The organism is Alteromonas sp. a30, assembly GCF_026788005.1.
Lineage (GTDB): Bacteria > Pseudomonadota > Gammaproteobacteria > Enterobacterales > Alteromonadaceae > Paraneptunicella.
In genome coordinates this window covers 84,344-106,132 of the sequence record NZ_JABEPE010000008.1, presented here as the reverse complement: position 1 = coordinate 106,132, position 21,789 = coordinate 84,344, and the positions used below count along the sequence as shown (strand labels likewise).

Sequence of the window (21,789 nt, the reverse complement as noted above, 5' to 3'; positions counted from 1 at the left end):
GGCTACAGCCTGATGACATCTCCATGACGAACAGATGACAGTGCGCCTTGTAGAATAGAAAATGACAGACACTTATTTGCGATAATGTTGACGTGTTTCAAGCCATTATTAATTACTTAATCACGGGGTTTACTTTAGTGCGTTGATAGGAATCGATTTGTGTTTATACTAGTAGCCAAACCATTTCTTAAAGCACTTATGGCAAAACTCCTTCATAAGTTGTTGAGAGCAATGAGAATAACCATCTTCTTCAAGCAAAATACAGTTAGGTATTTTTATGCAATATAACACTTCGGAACTGTGCGATTTATTCGCAGATAATATTGATGTCGTAGAACCTATCTTTGTTAGCTACGGCGGGAGAGACTCCTACGGTGGCGTTGTTGTAACGGTAAAATGCTTCGAAGACAGAGGGCTTATCGACATCATGTTACAGAAGCCAGGGGAAGGAAAAGTGCTGGTGATTGATGGTGGTGGCTCGTTGCGACGTGGTTTAATTGATAGTGAGTCGGCTCAGATAGCAGCGGATAACAACTGGGAAGGCATTGTTTGTTATGGTTGTGTAAGGGAAGTCGACAAACTGGTTGATATTGATATTGGTATTCATGCCATTAGCGCTATGCCCGTTTCAGCAGATACTGAGGAAGTTGGTAATCCTGACATCGCAGTGAATTTTGCTGGCGTTACCTTCTTACCTGAAGATCATATATACGCAGATAGCACGGGAATTGTACTGTCGCCAGAGCCGCTGGATATTGAATAACCAAAGGAATCTGTGTTGAAGCTACATTACCCTAACCCCGAGCATCTTACTGAACAGTTTTCCACCCGTCCGGGAGAGATGAAAATTGGGCAGCAAGTTTGCCTTGCACAACCAAAAAAGGCGTGGGATGAATACTCATGCCGCTATGCATTAGTCGGCATCCCTGAAGATATTGGGCCTCGTGCCAATTTGGGATTTGCTGGGGCGACAGGTGCATGGCAGGCGTTTTTAAAATACTTTCTGAACTTACAATCAAACAGGTTTTTATCTGGGCAAGACATCCTCATTCTTGGTGAAGTGGAAACGCAAGATATTCAAGCCACACCAAATGACACAGAGGCATTGAGACGCGCATGTGAAACCCTTGATTTAAGGGTTTTTGAGGTGTTGTCGCAAACCTTTAAAGCGGGACTGATTCCAATCATTATTGGTGGCGGGCATAACAATGCATTTCCAATTATGCAAGCGTGTCATCAGGCAACCAATCTGTCATTGGCTGTGGCAAATTTAGATCCTCATTCAGATTTCAGAGCAATGGAAGGGCGACATAGCGGCAACCCGTTTCGTTATGCACATGATGCCGGCTTTTTGAAGCGATATGCGGTGTTGGGCTTGCATGAACAGAAGAATAACCAAGATAGTTTGGACGCGCTAAAAGCGTGTGGTTTTCCTTGGTTTAGTATTCAACAAACGCATTGGAGCAATTCTCACAACTTTGACCAGTGTTTAGAGCAGGTTGGTAAATACCTTCTGGAGTCAGGTTTGCCTGTAGGTGTAGAGCTTGATCTTGACGCCATTACTAATATGCCGACGAGTGCGATGACGGCGGCGGGGGTTTCACTGACGGATGCATTGTATTACGTTGATCAAATGGCGCGATTACCGCAAGCTCAGTATTTGCATTTGGCGGAAGGCGCTCCGCAACGACATGCGATAAGCCCTCAAGAAGGGGAAAGAATTGTCGGACAATCGTTGGCAGAGTTGGTTAGTATTTTTGTTAAGGCTAAATCCTGTTAATGGGCATAAAAAAACCTAGCGAGTGCTAGGTTTTTAAATCTAAATCAAATGCGAAAATTAGATATTTTCGTTAATGAACTCTGCAAGTTGGCCCTTAGAAAGTGCGCCGACTTTTGTTCCCGCAATTTCACCGTTTTTAAACAATAAAAGTGTTGGAATGCCGCGAATTCCGTATTTTTGCGGAGTTTCGTTATTCTCGTCGACATTCATCTTGGCAACTGTTATCTTGTCGGCATATTCGTCAGCAATTGTACTAAGAGCTGGGGCAATCATTTTACAAGGTCCACACCACTCCGCCCAGAAATCTACTAGTACAGGTTTGTTAGAGTTAATGACTGCTTCATCAAAAGATGAATCGTTCACATTGATAATATTTTCGCTCATTAATGTCTCCAGGATGCCGTTGGCGCGATTTGGTAATAGAAAACGCGCAGTATATGCGTCTATTAATATATAAACCATTAACTAATGCAAGCAATGATAAGCTATAAGCTATGCAAACAACACATTTAACAGAAATACATTTCTCAGAATTAGGGTTAGATAAACATGTTCTGGATGCTATGAAGGCAACCAGTTTTGAGCATTGCACCCCGATTCAGGCACTAGCCTTACCACCACTTATTGAAGGTCAAGATATAGCCGGCCAAGCTCAGACCGGCACGGGCAAAACTATGGCATTTTTGGTCGCAACCTTCAATCATTTACAAAAAAACAAGCACACTAAAACAGGTCAACCGCGTGCGATTATTATGGCACCCACCCGAGAGCTGGTGGTGCAAATTCACAAAGATGCTGTGGCGTTAAGTGAACATACTGGCATTAGTCTCGGCTTAATTTACGGTGGCGAAGGGTATCAAAGCCAGAAAGAAAGCTTAGAGGCTGGGGTTGATATTGTGATTGGGACAACCGGTCGCATCATTGATTATTACAAACAAGGTATTTTCTCGCTCGACAATATTGAAGTAGCAGTGTTAGATGAGGCCGATCGTATGTTTGATCTAGGTTTTATCAAAGACATCCGCTATTTGTTAAGGGGGATGCCTCCTGCGCCTGAGCGACTTAACATGTTGTTCTCAGCTACGTTGTCATATCGCGTCCAAGAATTAGCCTATGAACATATGAATAGCCCAGTTCATGTTCGCGTTGACCCTGAGCAAATGACCGCAAGTCGTGTGCAAGAAGAACTCTTTTATCCTTCTGATGAAGACAAGATGTTGCTTTTACTCACCTTGTTGGAAGACGAATGGCCAGAAAAAGCAATTGTCTTTGCGAATACCAAGCACAGCTGTGAAAACATCAACGATTGGCTTGTTGCCGATAAACATCGTGTTGGTTTACTCAGTGGTGATGTGCCGCAGAAGAAACGCTTAGGCATTCTTGAGGATTTCAGTAAAGGTCGTATTGATGTTCTTGTTGCAACAGATGTCGCTGCAAGAGGATTACATATTGACAAGGTCACGCATGTATTTAACTATGACTTACCAGACGATGCCGAAGATTATGTGCATCGCATCGGCCGTACCGGTAGAGCGGGTAAGAGCGGTCATGCAATCAGTTTCGCATGTGAAAAATACGCCTTAAACCTGCCCGCAATTGAAGAATATATTCAGCATACTATTCCGGTAACAGACTATGACTCAAGCGCTTTGCTCGATGATGTGGAAAAACCTCGCCGCCATTTTAAAAAGCGAGTAACCCGAGACAAGCGCCATAACAAAATTAGGCAATCGAAACGACCTTAATGGATATATCGCTACGTCAACCTCAATTAAAAGTTACGCCGGATTTATACGCAGCTGTCGATCTCGGTTCCAACAGCTTTCATATGGTGGTTGTAAGCGTAGCGAAAGGTCACGTCCAAATTATCAACCGTATTAAACAAAAGGTTCGCCTTGCCTCTGGTTTAGACAAAAACAATAATCTTGATGATGCCAGCATGATTCGCGGCTGGCAGTGTTTGGCGATGTTTGCTGAGCGTTTGCAAGATATTCCTTCCGATAACATCAGAATTGTAGCAACTGCAACCATACGGCTAGCGAAAAACGCAGATGTTTTCGTTGCAGAAGCGGAAAAGATTCTTAACCATTCCATTCGAGTTATTAGTGGTGAGGAAGAAGCTAGGCAAATCTATAGTGGCGTTACTTACACGTCAGTTTCCCAAGGTAATACGTTAGTTATCGATATTGGCGGTGCAAGCACTGAAATCATTATCGGTAATGGTTTTGAACCTATCGACTTGGTGAGCCTAAATATGGGCTGTGTAACCTATATGGAACGCCACTTTCCCAAAGGGAAAATTACCAAGAAGGGCTTTGATGAAGCCATAAAAGCAGCAAAGGAAATGCTAGCGCCGGTTTTGCCTCAGTTTACAGCGTTTAGTTGGGAGCATTGTTTAGGTGCGTCAGGTACGCCGCAAGCGCTTGATGAAATGTTGTCAGCCCAAGGAATAAACGATTCTATTCGTCTTGAATATTTACAGCGCTTTAAACAAGACTGCTGCGATTGCCGACAGATAGAAAAATTAGATCTCGTCGGGCTTCATGAACACCGTAGAAGTATTTTCCCTAGTGGGTTAGCTATTCTTATCGCCTTATTTGAAAGCCTTAATATTGAATCTATGCAGATTTCGGGTGGGGCATTAAGAGAAGGCATCATCTACAACATGCTAGAAGAACGAAACCCGCAAACTGGGCGAGTGCAAACCGTTGAACATCTCGTTGAGCGCTTTTTTATAGATGTGCATCAGGCAAACCGAGTAAAAGAGCTTTCTTTGCAGTTTTTCAAACAGCTTAATTTGCAAAGCTATTATGGTTTCGATTTAAAAGTGGTGCTGGAAGTCGCTGCTATATTGCATGAAATAGGGCTGCAAATTGAATATAAAAAGCATCACTTACACGGTGCTTATATTCTACAGAACTTACCTTTGATTGGATTTAGTCGACAACAACAAGACTGTATCCGTATTCTAGTGCGGAATCACAGGGAAGAAATGGATTTACAAACACTGTCGGTCTTATCCGCTGGTTTACAGCCAAATATCTCCATATTGATACGCATTTTGCGGTTGTCTAACGCCTTGTGTGTTAGAAGAAAAGATGATGTTTTACCCAGCATTTCCCTGAGCTGGGAACAGCAGGTACTTTCGGTCTTGTTTCCGAAGGGGTGGCTTGATGCTCATCCCCTTATTTCGGCAGAATTAGAGTCCGAAAGGCAATTCCAGAGCAAGGTTGGTTGGAAGTTACATTACGCTTAGGTTTTGAGCACTAACGTCTAATCCATTCGGGTTTTAAAGGCAGCTTAGTTAATAAAGGTGCCATTCTTTCATAAAACGGCAGCATATCCTTACAGGTGGCATTTTTAGGGTAGTTCACCTTCCAAGGGTCGTTAATGAGCCATAAATTTTGATTAACCACAGTCATGCCTTCAATAGAATAATTGTTCATCGTTTCCCATTTGGGGCAGTTTTCGCTCAAGGATTCTGCGAGAAAGTCCAAATACACTATCTTGCTAGGCTTTTGCTTCAACGTATCAATAATCCAGACTTGGTTGTCGTTTCGTGCAGCAGCCAGCAAAAAGCCACTGTTTTTTGAGTCTGCATAATAGGCCAATGCATTGATAGGATGGTTTTTACCGTCTTCGATGTGAGGAATATCAAGTCCACTGTCTTTGACGGTTGCCGCCTCAGGTGACTCCCAGAATGCGTCGGTAATTTGCAGTTCAAAAATGCGAGCATGACCACTCGCGTCTTTTTCTAGCCCCAAATAAAGCGTGTTTCCTGCACCAAAGGTTAACCCTTCCACACCATCATTTGGCGAGTTGCCAATCCGGTACTTTTTCGGGAAGCGAAGCGGCTTGGTATGGGTAATAATGCCTGACTGGTCGTCTTGAATCTCAACACGAAGTAATACGGTTGGGTGTTTAGTTGAGCCTGTGTCTCCGTATCGAGATAAACAATCTCCCTTTAGCTCAAAGTGATAGGCATCCTCGGTAACGATGATCATCACTTTTTCATCATTCGGATGCATTGCCATACCTTCCAAGTCGGGACCATAATCTAAATACGGAGAAAAACACCCGTTTTTAACAGCGTTAGATTGAGCGAGGGGAAACGTGTTCTCCGATAATATCGCCGTTGAGGGGTCGATAGGAAGTAGTTGCAACTGCATGTCTTTATGTGCGCTACCATCTCCAATACTTAAGAGTTGTCCTTGTCGATAAACAAGCGCAGAAGTTTGGGGGTCGAAAATGACATCGCCTTGCGTGTTTTTTATCCAGTAACTTTTCAGCGGAATGCGCGACTCCTGTGCCGCAGATGTGAGGGTTGCTAAACTCATACAACATAGTAGTGTGAGAAGTCTAATAATCACGACTCTTCTCCATGAATAACGTCCTAAGCGAGGCATTCTAACCGATGATTAAACGCTTGGGTAATGACATTTTATGTGATCAATTTCCAAATAAACATGTAAAGGTCATCGGAACCTTTATGTTGATGAAAGTGAATAATTTAAGGGTGTATGGAATAGGCGATGAAAACAAGACAGCAGGTAATTTGTCAGGTATTTGATTACGTTGACGGGGCTCGCCCTGACAAGAAACCAGCCCTCTACAAGCATCAAATCATGGCAGGTAGCCCATTTCGTTTCCTTCGAGGTGCTGCCTCTTTGTTTTATCACGATATAAAAAATGCTGTGATCACATTGCCTGAGTCACTAGCGGATAAGCGACTATTAACTTGCATAATGGGTGACTGCCACATTTCTAATTTTGGCTTCTTTTCGGAAGAAGGTTCACATGGGGATACCATTATTTTTGCGCCAAATGACTTTGATGATGCGTGTGTTGGTCATGCAACGTGGGATTTGTTGCGCTTTCTAGTGTCGTTGCATTTAACTCAGGACTACTGCCAACGCGTTATTCGAAGTGAGGTTGAGACTGATGAAGTGGCGTTGGACAGGATAAAAAGTACAGTGTCGGATGTTGAATTATCGCAATCGCTTCATGCATTTTTGGCGAGTTATGTAACTATGTGTGAAAAGCTCTGTTGCGGTGAAGTAGATCGCCGTTATGTGTTAAATCAATTTAAAAAAGGCCATGTACTGCGTAAATTAGAGAAAAAAGCGCAGAAGCGAGCGGCTGGAGGTAAACATTTTACGACCAAAAGCGCTTTGGCTAAATTGATTGATATTGAGGCTAGTGGTCCACAGTTTGATTTTACTTCACCTAAGCTGAGTAAGGTTGAGAATCCCTTATTCTCCGAAATTAAATCCGTTTTTCGTCCCTATGTTGACGATGATATTCTTGATGTTGCGGAGCGTCTGGGCGCTGGCACTGGCTCCGTAAATATGAAGCGGTATTATTTGCTGGTTGGCCCCAAACGCTTTAATCAAGAAGCAGACTTACCGCTGTGCCATATCGTTGAGGTAAAACAACAAAGAGTTGCCGCCCCTGTTACGTATTTTGCTAACTACGCGCCACAAAATCAGCAAAATGCTGCTCACTTAACGGTCACTTGTCAGCAGCGTATGCAACGTCGTCCAGATCTTGTTTTAGACGATGTGGAATGGCGTGGACATCATTGGCTTGTAAGATCCCGACATCATGCAAAAGTCGGCATCAAACCTGAATTATTGGGATTAAGTGAATCGTCAAATTGCTCAGGCATGGTATCGTATGCACACGAATGTGGTTCGGCATTAGCGCTAGCACATTGCCGTGGAGATCGACGTTCTCATCGCTTTGAGCAGGCTGTGATGGAAATATTACCAGAGCATGTAGATGTTTTATTGGAATCAGCAAAAGCCTATGCAAATCAAACAATTGAAGACTATATTATAGTCAAAGAAATGCTTGAAACAGGATAGAAGTTTATCATGGAAAAAGAATCAAATAGTCTGCCAGCAATCGTTTGTGGGCCAATGGTGCGTCGGCTGACGAATGATGATTTAGTGATTTGGTTAGTCACAACTTTGGATAGCGGCCTAACCTTGGATCTAGCACTTTATCAATCTGATGAAAAACGGACTAAGTTAGCGCAATACAGCGTGTCAACGGCAAAAGGTGATGACCAGTTAACCCATCATTGCATTCCCATCGGACAGCGTGCTTTTGTGCGCCTACTACATTTCCGTTTCGCAGAGCCTTTGTTGGAAAATACCCTTGTAGAATATGATCTCCAATGTCAGAGTTCAGGGAATAAACTCGCTGCGATTATGCCGGATTTGGCGTTAAACGGCGCAGAAAAGCCACAAGTTTTGTTTAAGAAAAAAATTGATAACTTGTATCACGGTTCCTGCCGCAGACCACATTTCCATTCGCAAGATGCCTTATCTCAAATCGATATTCACCTCTCGCGCGAACCGATTTTAGAACGACCTGCAATGTTGATGATGGCAGGAGATCAAATCTATGCTGATGATGTCGCTGGTCCCCTGTTGGTGGCAATTCATCAAGTCATTAATTTGCTTGGTTTACACTCTGAGCGGTTAGAGGGCACATTAGTTGAAAATGCCGAAGCGCTATATCAACACGAGCACTGCTATTATCAACGTATTCATTTATTACCCGACGAAGATGCTAACGAAAAGGTAGAAAAGTGGTTTTTCAAAGGGAAAAAGAAACCAGTATTTACCTCAATTCACACCGACAATCATTTGATTACGGCAGCCGAAGTGTATGCCATGTATTTATTGGTGTGGTCGCCTGAGCTGTGGTCTTTTGTCGACTTAGATATGCATAATGTCGCGCCTAAATTTAAGGAACAATATGAGTCAGAAAAAGTCATAATTGAGTCATTTAAGCAGGAGTTACCCGCTGTTAGGCGCGTATTCGCGCATATCCCAACGTATATGATTTTTGATGACCATGATGTCACCGACGATTGGAATTTAACGCGTGGTTGGGAGCAGGTGGTGTATGGCAATGCGTATTCCAGACGCATCATTGGTAATGCGCTTTTAGGGTATTGGCTATTCCAAGGGTTAGGGAACGCACCAGACGCATTTTCAGGCTTAATGCCTTTTGCAAATCGTTGTTTTTCTGCACTGGAAATGCAACAACAGGATGACTTCATCACAGAGCTTTTAGCCTTCTCCAATTGGGATTATGTGTTACCAACGGAACCTAAATGTGTTGTGTTGGATACGCGAACCCATCGCTGGCGTTCGGAAGACGGCGATAATAAGCCTTCAGGATTAATGGATTGGGAATCATTGTCACGTTTACAACAAGAGCTTTACGATCAAGAAAACGTGATGGTCATTTCGGCCGCGCCCATTTTTGGCGTTAAATTAATTGAAGCCATTCAGAAAATATTTACGTTTTTTGGCAAAGCGTTAATGGTCGATGCGGAAAACTGGATGGCCCATAAAGGAACCGCAAAAGTCATTCTTGAAACTTTCCTTGATAAAAGAACACCCGATCAAATCACGGTACTTTCTGGCGATGTGCACTATTCTTTTGTTTACGATGTTTTTCTCAAAGGTGCGCGTGATGATCAACAAGCGCGAGTTATTCAGGTAACTTGTAGTGGAATTAAAAATGCGTTTCCTGACAAATTGATTCGGTTCTTCGACAAGCTTAATCAATTTCTGTACGGGCGTTGGTCACTATTTAATTGGTTTACAAAGCGTCGGCATTTATCGATACGTCCTCGAAAACCAAGCCTGCATTCAGGTGGCACTTTGGCGAATAATGCAGCCATTAGTCGGGTGTACTTTAATGCAGACAATAATCGAGTCCGTGTTGAGTTGTATTGTCATGATGAAACTAAGGTTAAATTCGAAAAACAAACCTAGTATTTTGCTTTAGAAATATTAGAGACACACCTTTGAATTATTGATGAAACGTCCGACTTCTAGTTTTTAAGTTAGTGAGAAACTAGAAAGTCGGTGTTTTTATTGGTTGTTCCTAAGTCATTAATAAATGACGTTGACAAGGTGTAGTGTAATTAATGTCTTCTATTCACTCCGAATCTCAGCATCCTGCCGTATCGGATATAAAAAGCTTATCCCCAAATGCGCTTGTTGAAATTATTGAGCAATGCTCAGGAATTTGTTGCATCTGTGATGAACAAGCTGAAATCAAATATTTAAATCAAGCTGGCACACACTTTTTCGGCTTAGAGCTGGAAAGCATCATTGGACGAAGTCTGCTAGATTTTGTGCATTCAGATGATTTAGATGTGGCAACGGAGTCGATTGTTCGACTCTGCTCTCAGCCCGGGTGCAATACCCGCTTTTGTACGCGCTTTGCGCAAGCTAATGGGCAAGATGGATTTCTCACATGGAGCTTTAAAAGCGATGCCTCGTCGCGCTTACTCTATGGCACCGCAGAAATCGAAAATAGCTCAAGTTATATGCTAAATCGTGGGCTATATCGCAAAGACTTAAAAGCGGATTACTTTTACTTATCGGAAGAATTATCAGGTATTGGTTTTTGGCGGGCCGACTTGGAAACCCTTGTTATTTCATGGACTGAGCGTGTGTTTGAGATACATGATCTGCCTTACTCAGATATCGCGCCAACATGGCAAGAGTGCTTAGCGATGTATCACCCTGATGATCGGGATAAAGTGCACCAGTGTTTAAAGCTGGCGGTGTTAGAGGGGGAGTCCTTCTCTATCCAGTTTCGTTTACTCACCCCTAAAAACCGCCAAAAATATGTGCATGCTCGTGGTTATGTTGAATCTCTACCTAATGGAAAACCGAAAGCGATTGTAGGCACCTATCAAGACATTTCAGTGCAAATGTCGATGCGAGAAGAATTACAACACTTCTCAAATATCGTGAAGTATTCCAATTTAAGCGTATTAGTGTGTGACCAAGAGCGCCGTATTTCTTGGGTCAATCAGGGGTTTGAAACGCTGACGGGTTATACACTTGAAGAAGTCATTGGGCAACATCCTGCGCAGCTACTACACGGTGCTAAAACATCTGAGCAAACAAAAGAATACGTTCGAGATCAGCTTAGTAAGGGGGAAACGGTTGATTGTGATGTATTGAATTATAACAAGGCTGGCAAGAGTTATTGGATCCGTTTAACCATTACACCAATCAAGGATGATGATGGCAATCTCGTTAAATTTTTAGGATTCCAGACAGACATCACTCAAAAGAAACATTCCGAAGAAGTGATGCGTCAAGCGAGTCATTTGGAGTCTTTGAATGTCATGGTTGGAGGCATTGCCCATGACTTTAATAATGTGTTGGGTATTGCCAAATCAAATATAGATTTGCTTTCAAGTGAAGTTGAAGCACAACAAGGTGCGGATATTTATGTTAAGAAAATAGCAAAAGCGGTAGATAGAGCCGCGCAACTCACACAAAAGCTATTACAGTTTTCCAAGGTATCTCATTCCGAGAAGACCGCCAATCATATACAAGCCTGCGTAAAAGACGCTTCGTTGTTGCTTGATAAGTCGTTTGCCAAAGCCATCGAGTGTCACTTGTCATTGGAAGATAAGCCTATTTGGTGCAGCGTAAATAAAACTGACTTAGAAGATTGCCTGATTAATTTGGCCATTAATGCCCGTGATGCCATCGATTACCAAGGCTGCATTAATATTGTTGTTGGATTAAGCCGCCCTCCGGGAAATTGCACGGTGGGATATTTGCCATCGAACGAGATCACACAAGATTATTGCATGATTGCCGTGAAAGACACTGGAAGTGGCATCGCCAAAGATGATTTGGAAAAGGTTTTTACACCCTTTTTTACCACTAAGCCGAACGGAGCGGGAACCGGCTTAGGGCTAAGTATGGTGTATAACTTTGCAAGGCAAAGTCATGGATTTGTGGGGATGACAAGTGAAGAGGGCGTCGGCACAACGGTCTACATTTGGTTGCCATTATGCCAGCCAGCCGTTACTAAAAGCCCCCAAGTTTTGCCAGACAAATCCGACACCAAGGCATTAAACATTCTGTTACTGGATGATGAAATGGACTTGTTAGATGTGACTGCTGCCATTCTAAGCCGTGATGGGCATCAAGTAACGAGTTGTCACAATGCAGAAATGGCGGTGCAGATGTTGAGCGAAAAAAGCTTCGATCTGTTTTTATCTGACATTCTCATGCCGGGTGAAAAGCAACCGATCGATGTGATTAATAAAATCAAAGACACAAATATTTCGACAAAAATTATGTTAATGAGTGGTTATCAAGGAACCAATAATGAAGCATTAACGAATTTTCCAATACTACAGAAACCTTTTTCTCGAGATAAGTTGTTGTCCTCCATACATGAGTTATTTAAATGAGTACATCCATAGACCCCAACGCTCCCGGAGCTTATTTGGAAGCCCTTGCTCGCGGAGCAAGCCATGATGTGAACAATGTGTTTGCGCTAATTTTGAGTATGTCTGAGATAGCATTGCTGGATTCAGACTTACCTAGCCAAGCACATTATTCGTTAGAAAAAATAATCAAATACATTGAGAGAGGCAGAAATATCACAGAAGCCGTTTCCGAATATGGTAATAGTTTTCGCCATAATTTGAAAGAAGTGGACATGCATATTTTTATGCTGAGATTTGAAAGTCTACTTCTAACACTTTTGCCTAAAGAACAAAAATTACAGGTGAATATATCACCCGAAGTTAAGACTATTACGGTGGATGAGAATTTACTAAGTCGCGCTCTTATGAATGTTTGTCGAAATGCAATTGAAGCATTGCAAGATTCTACGCTAGACGATAAAAAAATTTTCATTGAAGTACAAAGATTAGTAGAAGAAAAAATTGAAATAGCGGTGATCGATAACGGCCCCGGGATTGCTCCAGAACTGCAAGAAAAAATATTTGTTCCTTTTTTTACTACTCGAAATGGGAGTCAATTTACGGGAATGGGGTTAACTTGTGCGCAACAAATTATGTTCGTTCATTCTGGAGAGTTACTTGTTGAATCTCCTGATTCACATCAAGGAACTATAATTAGGCTACGCTTCCCAACAAAAACGGTTTAATGGCGTTATTCTGCATCATAAAAAAATGATAATTATCAAATAATTGTGGTAATAATAGTTGAATTAGAAAATATAATTAACCTTTTTTAATAAAATTATTTTTATATCTCCTATAATTAAAGATGGCGTGCAATTTAAAGGTGTGGTTGGCCATCTTCGCTTTATTAGCAAATAAAGCGGGCCTGCCTTAATCGCTACCAAATACGAAAAAAATAATAACGGATCTTGTATTGATAGGGGCTTTCTTTGACGACCTTGCTGCTAGTAGAAGATGATGAGCAATTGCTGTCGGTCATCGCCGCATATTTAGAATTGAACGACTTTAAGGTGCTTCAGTGTGAGGACGCGGCTGGTTGCTTAATGACAATTGAGCATCATCACATTGATTTAATTGTTCTAGATTTAACTTTGCCAGATGAAGATGGCTTAGTCCTGTTACGTCGCCTCAGAGCGAGCAATTCAATTCCTATTATTGTCGTTTCGGGCAGGACCTCAGGAAATGATCGTGTTGCCGGGCTGGAGTTTGGCGCGGATGATTACTTATGCAAACCCTTCTTGCCTAAGGAGCTTTTATATAGGGTAAACAATATTTTGTCTCGAAGTGGTGTTGTTGATAAAGCACTAGACAACCAAGTTCACTTTCATGGGTGGCGCTTAGATATGTCCGACAAAGCATTGTTTGATGATAGAGGCTTTGAGGTGCAGTTAACGCGTCACGAATTTCAATTACTGACCGCCTTAGCGAGACATCCGGGACGGACATACAGTCGAGAAGAATTGATTGATATGTTCAATGACTTAGAAGGACCTGAGAGTACACGGGCAATCGATATTACTATCAGCCGATTGCGTAAAAAAATCGAAATGAATGTAAAAAAGCCAGAAAAAATCATTACTGTAAAAGGATTGGGCTATAAACTTTCACGAGGATAGGCCGTGTTTTTAAATGCAGTGGGTTCATTGGTAACGTGCTCACTGCTTGATGGTGACAGAAACCAACTCTGCGTTATTTCTGAAGTGATTGTCCGTTCATTCCCTCTTTTCTAGGATTCTCCCAATCTTATCAAGATAGCCATGTGATTTTTCACACGAAGGCAGGTTATTTTCAATAAAAAACGGTGTTACATCAAAAAATGAGGGATTTTTTACGATGTGAAACATTACAGAAATATTGGAAAAACGTTAATGAAGTATTAACAAGGTAGTATTGATTTCAGTAACCAAGTACATGACCGAAGTAGTTGGTTCATTGGGACTATCCCTCCCTATTCACCATCGGTTCAAGGACGAACCAATTTTTATCAATCATGAAGATAGAGGTGAACAGGACCTTCAATGCCTTTCACTTCTTCATTTTCATACCTAAACTCTAGCTTTTCCAATAAAGCGATTGAACTTGCATTCGCGGGATCAACAATTGCAACGATTTTATCAGCAACATTTTGCTGTTTTGCTGTTTGCATCAAGGCTTGTGTTGCTTCCAAAGCGTAGCCTTTTCCACGTCCGGCCTTGGCAAAGGCATACCCAAGATCGGGATAATCCAAGAAATCCCTTTTCAAAATACCTGCCAAGCCCACTTTCTCTCCCGAGCTTTTTTCCTCAACGACCAACATGCCAAACCCTAGTGTTTTATAGCCGGAAAGTGTCGGTTCAATCACCTTTGATATGGCAGAGGCTTCATCAACAATGCCGCGATCGCCAATGAAACGAATAAAGTCGGCGTCATTCATAACTGAATGAATAAAAGCGGCATCGTCGAGTCGATATTGACGAAGGTTAAGTCTTTGTGTTTCAAGCGCCAATAATGTGTTCATGTTGGGTGCTGTTATTACTATTTTTCCTGACGATAAGGGAGTACGTCTAGTTGTGCAAGTAGGTCGTCGATGCGCTCCGCGATTTCCTCATTGATACTGGCTGCACGAGGATAAAACGGTGTATCTCTGTCGTTAACCCAATGTGCTTGCTGTTTCTCTTCGTCTTGCTTGTGGGCATTCAACCAGCCGAAGGTTGAGGTAATAAAGAGTGAGGCGAAATTTTCGTTGGCGCTTTCTAAACAACCTGCAATGCAGGTATCCAGATACGATTGGTAAATAGGGTGATTTTCACACGGCTGCGACGGATTAAGCACTTCACAAACCCAAAATTTCGCTTGAGATTGAGGGACCTCATCACTTTCATTAAAAGGGATGACTTGTGAAGGGTCCACAGGCGAAAAGCGGTAGTTCTTTTCTCTGCTTTGCAATTCGGGGGTTATTTCATCAACTGGGACTAATAACGCATTGAGCTGTGCGTGTTCGTTTTCCGTTGCGCCAACACTGGTGAATTTCTCAATAGGGCAGTTCACCACCCATCCTCGTTGCCAACCAGAAAGCAATACTGGAGTGCCCTTGGCGTCAATGTTGCTGTATCGATAGCGGCTATCGTGGCTCATTAAGCTGCCATAGCCTAAGACGTAATGTTGTTCAGACATAATGCTTGCGTGCTCTCCTCTATTCTTTAAAAAAGTGATCACCAATAAAAAAGCTGCGTTAGGTGAGCGTTTTGCAATGTTATACTGCGCGAATAATGTTTATTTCTCAAGGACACCTCATGCCCTGGATCCAGTTAAAGATAAATACAGAAGAAGAACATGCAGAAAAAATTGGTGAAATGTTGTCAGCCAATGGTGCACAGGCCGTTACCTTCATGGACGCCAAGGACACGCCAATCTTTGAACCAGAATTGGGTAAAGTCACGTTATGGCCACGAACTCAAGTGATTGGCTTATACGACGCCGAATTTGATGTTCAGGGAGTGGTTACTCGTTTAGAAAAAGCCAATGTGTTGGGAGAAGGCTTCAAATACAAGCTAGATCAGCTTGAAGATAAAGACTGGGAAAGGGAATGGATGGATAATTTTCATCCAATGCAGTTTGGCGACCGTGTGTGGATTTGCCCGAGCTGGTGCGATGTGCCGAACCCTGATGCAGTGAATATTATGCTCGATCCCGGTCTGGCCTTTGGTACAGGCACACATCCAACAACATCTTTATGTTTACAATGGCTCGATAAATTCGATGTTAAAGACAAAGTCGTTGTGGATTACGGTTGCGGCTCCGGCATTCTTGCGATTGCGGCATTATTATTAGGTGCGAAAGAAGCCATTGGTATCGACATCGACCCTCAAGCGTTAATTGCCAGCAAGGCCAATGCTGAACGAAATGGTGTGGCGGATAAGCTGAAACTTTACTTGCCGGCAGATCAACCCAAAATGCAAGCCGATTTAGTGATGGCTAATATTTTGGCTGGTCCGTTAGGTGAGTTACGTGAAACGATTTCTGATTATTGTAAGCCAGAAGGCTATTTAGTGATGTCGGGAATTTTGGATGTTCAAGCTCAACGTATCGCAGATTTGTATTCTCAAGACTTCGACATGGAAGCAATTGCACTGGAAACCGAATGGTCGCGTGTTTCGGGTAAAAAACATCCTTTAAAATAACCGCAAAAGAGCATGGATCGCTCGCGCATTTTATGCTAGGAAATGCAAGGTTTTTACCCCTCTAGCCCTTGTGTTGTATGGTTTTCCATCGTCCTTACAAAAAAATTAACTTTTGTTTAATTTATAGCCTTTTCAAGTCCACAAAAAAACCGTACACTTAGCGCCCTTTTTTAGAGCTGAGCATTTTTTGCCCAATATTAATCGATCTAAAATCATGCGCATTGGTCCTTATCAGTTGGAAAACAATTTGGTACTTGCACCAATGGCTGGTGTGACAGATCAACCTTTTCGGGAGTTATGTAAAGCGTTAGGTGCTGGCTTAGTTGTATCCGAGATGTTATCGAGCAATCCTAGAGTATGGGATTCAGAAAAGTCTCGAAAGCGAATGGAATACGGCGGCAACGAAGGTATTCGAGCTGTGCAAATTGCAGGTTCGGAACCGGAACAAATGGCTATTGCTGCGCAGCATAATGTCGAAAATGGTGCTCAAATTATTGACATTAATATGGGGTGCCCGGCTAAGAAAGTGAATAAAAAGTTGGCGGGCTCAGCATTGTTACAGTACCCGGATGTGGTAGAGGCGATTATTAAAGCCGTCGTAAATGCAGTGCCAGTCCCCGTCACTTTGAAATTCAGAACGGGGTGGGATACGGAAAATAAAAACGCCGTTCATATCGCCCAAATTGCTCAGGACAACGGAATTTGTTCCTTAGCTTTACATGGTAGAACGCGAGCCTGTTTATACAAAGGTGAAGCAGAATACGACACCATCAAAGCAGTAAAGCAGGCGGTTTCTATTCCAGTAATAGCGAATGGCGATATTAGTTCAGCACAAAAAGCAAAATTCGTTTTGGAACATACTCAAGTAGATGGTGTGATGATTGGGCGTGCTGCTCAAGGCAATCCTTGGATATTTCGAGAGATTGAACACTATCTGCACACTGGCGAATTACTTCCCGCGCCAACATTGTCCGAAGTAAAGAGTACATTGTGCTCTCATATCGGTAATGTACACCGGTTTTACGGTGAATATTTGGGAGTCAGAATCGCCCGTAAACATGTTGGGTGGTATCTGGCGGGGCAAGATCCAACGAGGTCATTCCGCAAAACTTTCAATGCATTAGAAAGCACCGAAGCGCAGTTTGATGCATTGGAAACCTATTTTAATCGGAGGGTTGGTGATGACTCAGGTCATGTTTCACCAGCCGCATAACCTAAAACAACTAAAGAGCAGACGTGCATGTTTGATCAAAATGTATCTTCTCCATTTACTACGACAGTAACAACTCCTTCTCAAACGCAAGCGCAAAAGCCATTGCGTGACTCGGTTAAGCAAGCGGTAAACAAATACCTTAAGCAATTAGACAACCAAGATATTGATAACTTGTACGAGCTTGTATTGGCTGAGGTGGAAACGCCTCTACTAGAGGAAATCATGACTTATACGCGCGGCAACCAAACTCGCGCAGCGTTAATGATGGGCATCAACCGCGGTACCCTTCGTAAAAAGCTAAAACAGTACGGCATGAACTAAGATACGCTACACTGATAAAAGGCACCCAACTGGGTGCCTTTTTGTTTTGTCCTGTTTAATTTAACCATTTGGTCCAATTTTAGTATTTAAAGGTAGTTGAGGTTCAGTATTCATGGATTCCGCCAAGCCCATCCGTAGAGCATTATTAAGTGTTTCAGATAAAACCGGCATCGTAGAGTTTGCCAAAGCATTGTACGACCAAGGTGTTGAGATTCTATCCACTGGCGGCACAGCCAAGCTTCTTGCTGAAAATGCCATCCCCGTTATTGAAGTATCTGATTACACGGGTCATCCAGAAATCATGGATGGCAGAGTAAAAACATTACACCCTAAAGTGCATGGTGGAATTCTAGGACGTAGAGGGCAAGATGAGTCAATCATGGAGACTCATGGCATTCAAGCGATCGATTTAGTGGCAGTGAATTTATATCCGTTTAAACAAACCGTAAGCAAAGAAGACAGCTCCTTCGAAGATGCGGTAGAAAACATTGATATTGGCGGTCCAACTATGGTGCGTGCAGCCGCAAAGAACCACAAAGATGTGACCATTGTGGTGAATGCGAGCGACTACACCACAATCTTGAACGAAATGCGTCAAAACAACGGCTCAGTGTCTAGCGAAACGCGTTTTAGTTTAGCGATTGCAGCATTTGAGCATACGGCGCAGTATGACGGCATGATTGCTAATTACTTCGGTACGATGTTACCGGCTTATGAAGAAGTCGTTGCCGATGACAATGAAGAAAGTGTTGAGTTTGAAGGCTCAATGTTCCCGCGTACTATCAATATGCAATTTACTAAAAAGCAGGGTCTTCGCTACGGTGAAAACAGCCATCAAGAAGCGGCTTTTTATGTTGAAAATGAGGTTGTTGAGGCGTCTGTTTCCACAGCGGAACAGCTTCAAGGAAAGCCTTTGTCATACAACAACATTGCCGATACCGATGCGGCGCTTGAGTGTGTGAAAGAGTTCGATGTGCCTGCATGTGTGATTGTAAAACACGCAAATCCTTGCGGTGTTGCCGTTGGCGCAAACATTTTAGAAGCGTATCAACGCGCCTTTAAAACCGACCCAACCTCTGCTTTTGGTGGCATTATCGCTTTTAACCAACCACTTGATGCCAACACAGCAAAAGCCATTATTGAACAACAATTCGTGGAAGTCATTATTGCGCCAAGTGTTGATCAAGATGCAGTGCCAGTTTTAGCCGCTAAGAAAAATGTACGTGTTTTAAGTTGTGGCGATTGGCGAGGTCAGCTAACGGAAGAATTCGACCTTAAACGTGTGAATGGCGGCATCTTGGTACAAGAACGCGATTTTGGCATGGTTGAATTAGAAGATCTAAAAACAGTAAGTGAGCGCACACCAACAGAGCAAGAGTTGAAAGACTTGCTCTTCACTTGGAAAGTGGCGAAATACGTAAAATCGAATGCCATTGTATATGCAAAAGATCAAATGACAGTGGGCATTGGTGCCGGGCAAATGAGCCGTGTGTATTCGGCGAAAATTGCAGGCATTAAAGCACATGATGAAAACCTACAAGTTGCTGGTTCCGTGATGGCGTCAGACGCATTTTTCCCCTTCCGTGATGGTATCGACGCGGCTGCCGAAGCGGGTATTACTGCGGTGATTCAACCGGGTGGTTCAATGCGCGATGAAGAAGTGATTGCCGCTGCCAATGAACATGGTATCGCCATGGTGTTTACGGGTATGCGACACTTCAAGCACTAAGCGATGGTAAGTGCTGGTCAAAAACTGAAAATATCGGGTTACATTTTATTTTTACATCACAAAATGTAATCCCGCTTTGTGCGGTGTGAAAGGATAGAAGATGCATTACAATGGCGAAATTATTATCAATCAAGAACCGAAGGTTAATATGAAAAAAGTCATTGCTTCTCTGATGTTTATGTTGGCTACCAATGTAGCCGTTGCCGACCCTATTGTTGATGCTGTTGCGAATGATGCGCGTCCCGCACAGCAGCGATTACGTGACGAATTCCGTCATCCTCAACAAACATTACGTTTCTTTGGTATTAAGCCAGAAATGACCGTTGTGGAAATTTGGCCGGGTGGCGGTTGGTATTCCAACATTTTGGCACCAATGCTCAAAGAGAAAGGGGAATACTATGCAGCACACTTCTATGTTGATGCTGATACCTCAGCGTATTTTGCCAATTCTCGCAAAGGCTACGAAGAAAAAGTGGCTAATTTCGCACCGTACAAAAACGTTAAAATGACCACGTTCCACCCAACCGAAATGAACGACATTGCGATGGAAGGCAAAGCTGATCGCGTGTTAACTTTCCGCAATATCCACAACTGGTACATGCGTCAAGGCAACGAAGGGGTTGAGAAAGCATTCCAACAATTCTTCAACGCATTGAAAAAAGGCGGTGAATTAGGCGTGGTAGAACATCGTTTACCTGAATCTGCCCCTGTAGCAATGCAAAAAACATCGGGCTACATGAAGCAATCTTATGTGATTCAAGTGGCTCAAAAAGCGGGTTTCAAGTTGGTGGCAGAAAGCGAAGTCAATGCGAATCCTCGTGACACAGCGGACCATCCAAAAGGTGTTTGGACCTTGCTTCCTCGTTTAAGATTGGGTGAACAGGATAAAGAAAAATACATGGCGATTGGCGAAAGCGATCGCATGACTCTAAGATTTGTTAAACCTTCAGATAAGTAATTGCATGAAAGTATTAGTAATTGGTAGTGGCGGTAGAGAACATGCCTTGGCCTACAAGGCGGCGCAATCGGCGTTAGTTGATACCGTTTTTGTTGCCCCCGGTAATGCGGGAACAGCATTAGAATCTGGTGTAGAAAACGTGGCTATTGACGTGGAAGATTACCCGTCGTTATTAGCGTTTGCTAAATCAGAAAACATTGGGCTAACCATTGTTGGCCCAGAAGTGCCGCTGGTGGCGGGGATTGTGAATCAATTCCAAGCAGAAGGTTTGGCGATTTTTGGTCCAAGCGAAGGCGCGGCTCAGCTTGAAGGCTCTAAAGCATTCACCAAAGACTTCCTTGCTCGACACAATATTCCCACCGCCGCTTACGCTACCTTTACTGATACCGATGAAGCACTTGCTTATTTAGCGCAGCAGTCAATTCCTATCGTGATTAAAGCCGATGGCCTAGCTGCTGGTAAAGGTGTGGTAGTGGCGTTGACGCGCGAAGACGCCGAAGCTGCGATTAAAGATATGCTTTCTGGTAATCGTTTTGGTGAAGCGGGAAGCCGCGTGGTGATTGAAGAGTTTCTTGAAGGTGAAGAAGCCAGTTTTATTGTGATGACGGATGGCGAATGCATTCTGCCGTTTGCCACAAGCCAAGACCACAAACGCGTGGGTAACGGCGATACCGGGCCTAATACTGGCGGCATGGGGGCTTATTCTCCTGCGCCGGTGGTAACGCCTGAAGTTCACGATCGCATTATGAAAGAAGTGATTGTGCCAACTGTAAAAGGCATGGAATCTGAAGGCAACAAATATCTTGGTTTCCTTTACGCTGGTTTGATGATTGCACCAGATGGCACGCCGAAAGTGATTGAATACAACTGCCGTTTTGGCGATCCAGAAACGCAACCCATTATGATGCGTATGCAATCGGATTTGGTGGAACTATGCTTAGCTGCGATAAACGGCACCTTGTCTGAAAAGCAAATCGACTTCGATTCTCGCGCAGCCATTGGTGTGGTACTTGCCGCAGGTGGTTATCCAGATTCCTACGCCAAAGGCGAGGTGATTAGCGGCTTGCCAACACAAGCCTCTGACACAACCAAAGTGTTTCATGCTGGCACTAAGCAAGACGGTGAAAATGTGGTGACTAGCGGCGGTCGAGTATTATGCGTTACCGCGCTTGGCGATAACGTAACGCAAGCCCAAGCTGCTGCCTACCAAGTGGTTAAACAGATTACGTGGAACGACGTTTACTACCGCGACGATATCGGCTACCGCGCTATTGCCAGAGAATCGTAAGTTCTTGGTTTTTAATCTCTCGGTTCTCAACCACTTTCAAACGCAGTTGAAACCGTGAAGT

The 21,789-nt window shown here is 43.2% G+C and carries 19 protein-coding genes; 15 read left to right on the top strand and 4 right to left on the bottom strand.

The features are described from left to right. Positions 1-277 precede the first annotated feature (277 nt). Entirely contained in the window at positions 278-763 is a 486-nt protein-coding gene (gene rraA, locus HJG39_RS09785) for a ribonuclease E activity regulator RraA (protein WP_268408812.1), read from the top strand. A gap of 15 nt (positions 764-778) precedes the next feature. Next, complete coding sequence (locus HJG39_RS09780; RefSeq protein ID WP_268408809.1) at positions 779-1,780, top strand: arginase family protein; 1,002 nt, start codon at positions 779-781, stop codon at positions 1,778-1,780. Positions 1,781-1,837: 57 nt separating this feature from the next. Here the strand turns inward: HJG39_RS09780 and trxA are convergent, their stop codons facing one another. Then, positions 1,838-2,164 (bottom strand): thioredoxin TrxA, encoded by a 327-nt coding sequence (gene trxA, locus HJG39_RS09775; protein WP_268408808.1) that lies wholly within the window; start codon positions 2,162-2,164, stop codon positions 1,838-1,840. 110 nt (positions 2,165-2,274) lie between these two features. Here trxA and rhlB point away from each other — a divergent pair, with 110 nt between their 5' ends. Then, complete coding sequence (gene rhlB, locus HJG39_RS09770) at positions 2,275-3,525, top strand: ATP-dependent RNA helicase RhlB (RefSeq protein ID WP_268408805.1); 1,251 nt, start codon at positions 2,275-2,277, stop codon at positions 3,523-3,525. After that, positions 3,525-5,036: a Ppx/GppA phosphatase family protein gene (locus HJG39_RS09765; protein ID WP_268408803.1), complete on the top strand. Its 1,512-nt coding sequence runs from the start codon at positions 3,525-3,527 to the stop codon at positions 5,034-5,036. Before rhlB ends, HJG39_RS09765 begins: the two co-directional genes overlap by 1 nt. 10 nt (positions 5,037-5,046) lie before the next feature. On the opposite strand, the gene HJG39_RS09760 is transcribed toward HJG39_RS09765, so the two are convergent. After that, positions 5,047-6,150, bottom strand: coding sequence for a hypothetical protein (locus tag HJG39_RS09760; protein WP_268408802.1), 1,104 nt, complete (start codon positions 6,148-6,150; stop codon positions 5,047-5,049). A 162-nt stretch (positions 6,151-6,312) separates the two neighbouring features. Here HJG39_RS09760 and HJG39_RS09755 point away from each other — a divergent pair, with 162 nt between their 5' ends. The 5 genes from HJG39_RS09755 (at position 6,313) to HJG39_RS09735 (ending at position 13,675) form a co-directional block, all read left to right on the top strand. Continuing rightward, positions 6,313-7,647: a DUF2252 family protein gene (locus tag HJG39_RS09755; RefSeq protein WP_268408799.1), complete on the top strand. Its 1,335-nt coding sequence runs from the start codon at positions 6,313-6,315 to the stop codon at positions 7,645-7,647. 9 nt (positions 7,648-7,656) lie between these two features. Continuing rightward, positions 7,657-9,579, top strand: coding sequence for an alkaline phosphatase family protein (locus HJG39_RS09750; protein ID WP_268408798.1), 1,923 nt, complete (start codon positions 7,657-7,659; stop codon positions 9,577-9,579). A gap of 155 nt (positions 9,580-9,734) precedes the next feature. Beyond that, entirely contained in the window at positions 9,735-12,038 is a 2,304-nt protein-coding gene (locus tag HJG39_RS09745; protein WP_268408797.1) for a PAS domain S-box protein, read from the top strand. Beyond that, positions 12,035-12,742, top strand: a complete 708-nt coding sequence (locus HJG39_RS09740) for an ATP-binding protein (RefSeq protein WP_268408795.1) — start codon at positions 12,035-12,037, stop codon at positions 12,740-12,742. The genes HJG39_RS09745 and HJG39_RS09740 overlap by 4 nt, the downstream gene beginning before the upstream one ends. Before the next feature lie 246 nt (positions 12,743-12,988). Beyond that, a complete protein-coding gene (locus HJG39_RS09735; RefSeq protein ID WP_268408792.1) occupies positions 12,989-13,675 on the top strand; it encodes a response regulator transcription factor in 687 nt (228 codons plus the stop codon). A gap of 368 nt (positions 13,676-14,043) precedes the next feature. Here the strand turns inward: HJG39_RS09735 and HJG39_RS09730 are convergent, their stop codons facing one another. Then, a complete protein-coding gene (locus HJG39_RS09730) occupies positions 14,044-14,556 on the bottom strand; it encodes a GNAT family N-acetyltransferase (protein ID WP_268408790.1) in 513 nt (170 codons plus the stop codon). 17 nt (positions 14,557-14,573) lie between these two features. After that, complete coding sequence (locus tag HJG39_RS09725) at positions 14,574-15,212, bottom strand: gamma-glutamylcyclotransferase (RefSeq protein WP_268408789.1); 639 nt, start codon at positions 15,210-15,212, stop codon at positions 14,574-14,576. A gap of 119 nt (positions 15,213-15,331) precedes the next feature. Here HJG39_RS09725 and prmA point away from each other — a divergent pair, with 119 nt between their 5' ends. The 6 genes from prmA (at position 15,332) to purD (ending at position 21,728) form a co-directional block, all read left to right on the top strand. Beyond that, positions 15,332-16,219: a 50S ribosomal protein L11 methyltransferase gene (gene prmA, locus HJG39_RS09720; RefSeq protein ID WP_268408788.1), complete on the top strand. Its 888-nt coding sequence runs from the start codon at positions 15,332-15,334 to the stop codon at positions 16,217-16,219. Positions 16,220-16,433: 214 nt separating this feature from the next. Continuing rightward, the gene (gene dusB, locus HJG39_RS09715; protein ID WP_268408787.1) at positions 16,434-17,432 is read left to right on the top strand and encodes a tRNA dihydrouridine synthase DusB; all 999 of its coding nucleotides are present in this window, start codon (positions 16,434-16,436) and stop codon (positions 17,430-17,432) included. A 27-nt stretch (positions 17,433-17,459) separates the two neighbouring features. Then, positions 17,460-17,753, top strand: coding sequence for a DNA-binding transcriptional regulator Fis (gene fis, locus HJG39_RS09710; protein ID WP_268408786.1), 294 nt, complete (start codon positions 17,460-17,462; stop codon positions 17,751-17,753). 112 nt (positions 17,754-17,865) lie between these two features. After that, entirely contained in the window at positions 17,866-19,482 is a 1,617-nt protein-coding gene (gene purH / locus HJG39_RS09705; RefSeq protein ID WP_268408785.1) for a bifunctional phosphoribosylaminoimidazolecarboxamide formyltransferase/IMP cyclohydrolase, read from the top strand. A gap of 172 nt (positions 19,483-19,654) precedes the next feature. Then, positions 19,655-20,440, top strand: coding sequence for a class I SAM-dependent methyltransferase (locus tag HJG39_RS09700; protein WP_442781019.1), 786 nt, complete (start codon positions 19,655-19,657; stop codon positions 20,438-20,440). A gap of 4 nt (positions 20,441-20,444) precedes the next feature. Further along, positions 20,445-21,728, top strand: coding sequence for a phosphoribosylamine--glycine ligase (gene purD / locus HJG39_RS09695; protein WP_268408784.1), 1,284 nt, complete (start codon positions 20,445-20,447; stop codon positions 21,726-21,728). The last annotated feature ends 61 nt before the right edge of the window (positions 21,729-21,789 follow it).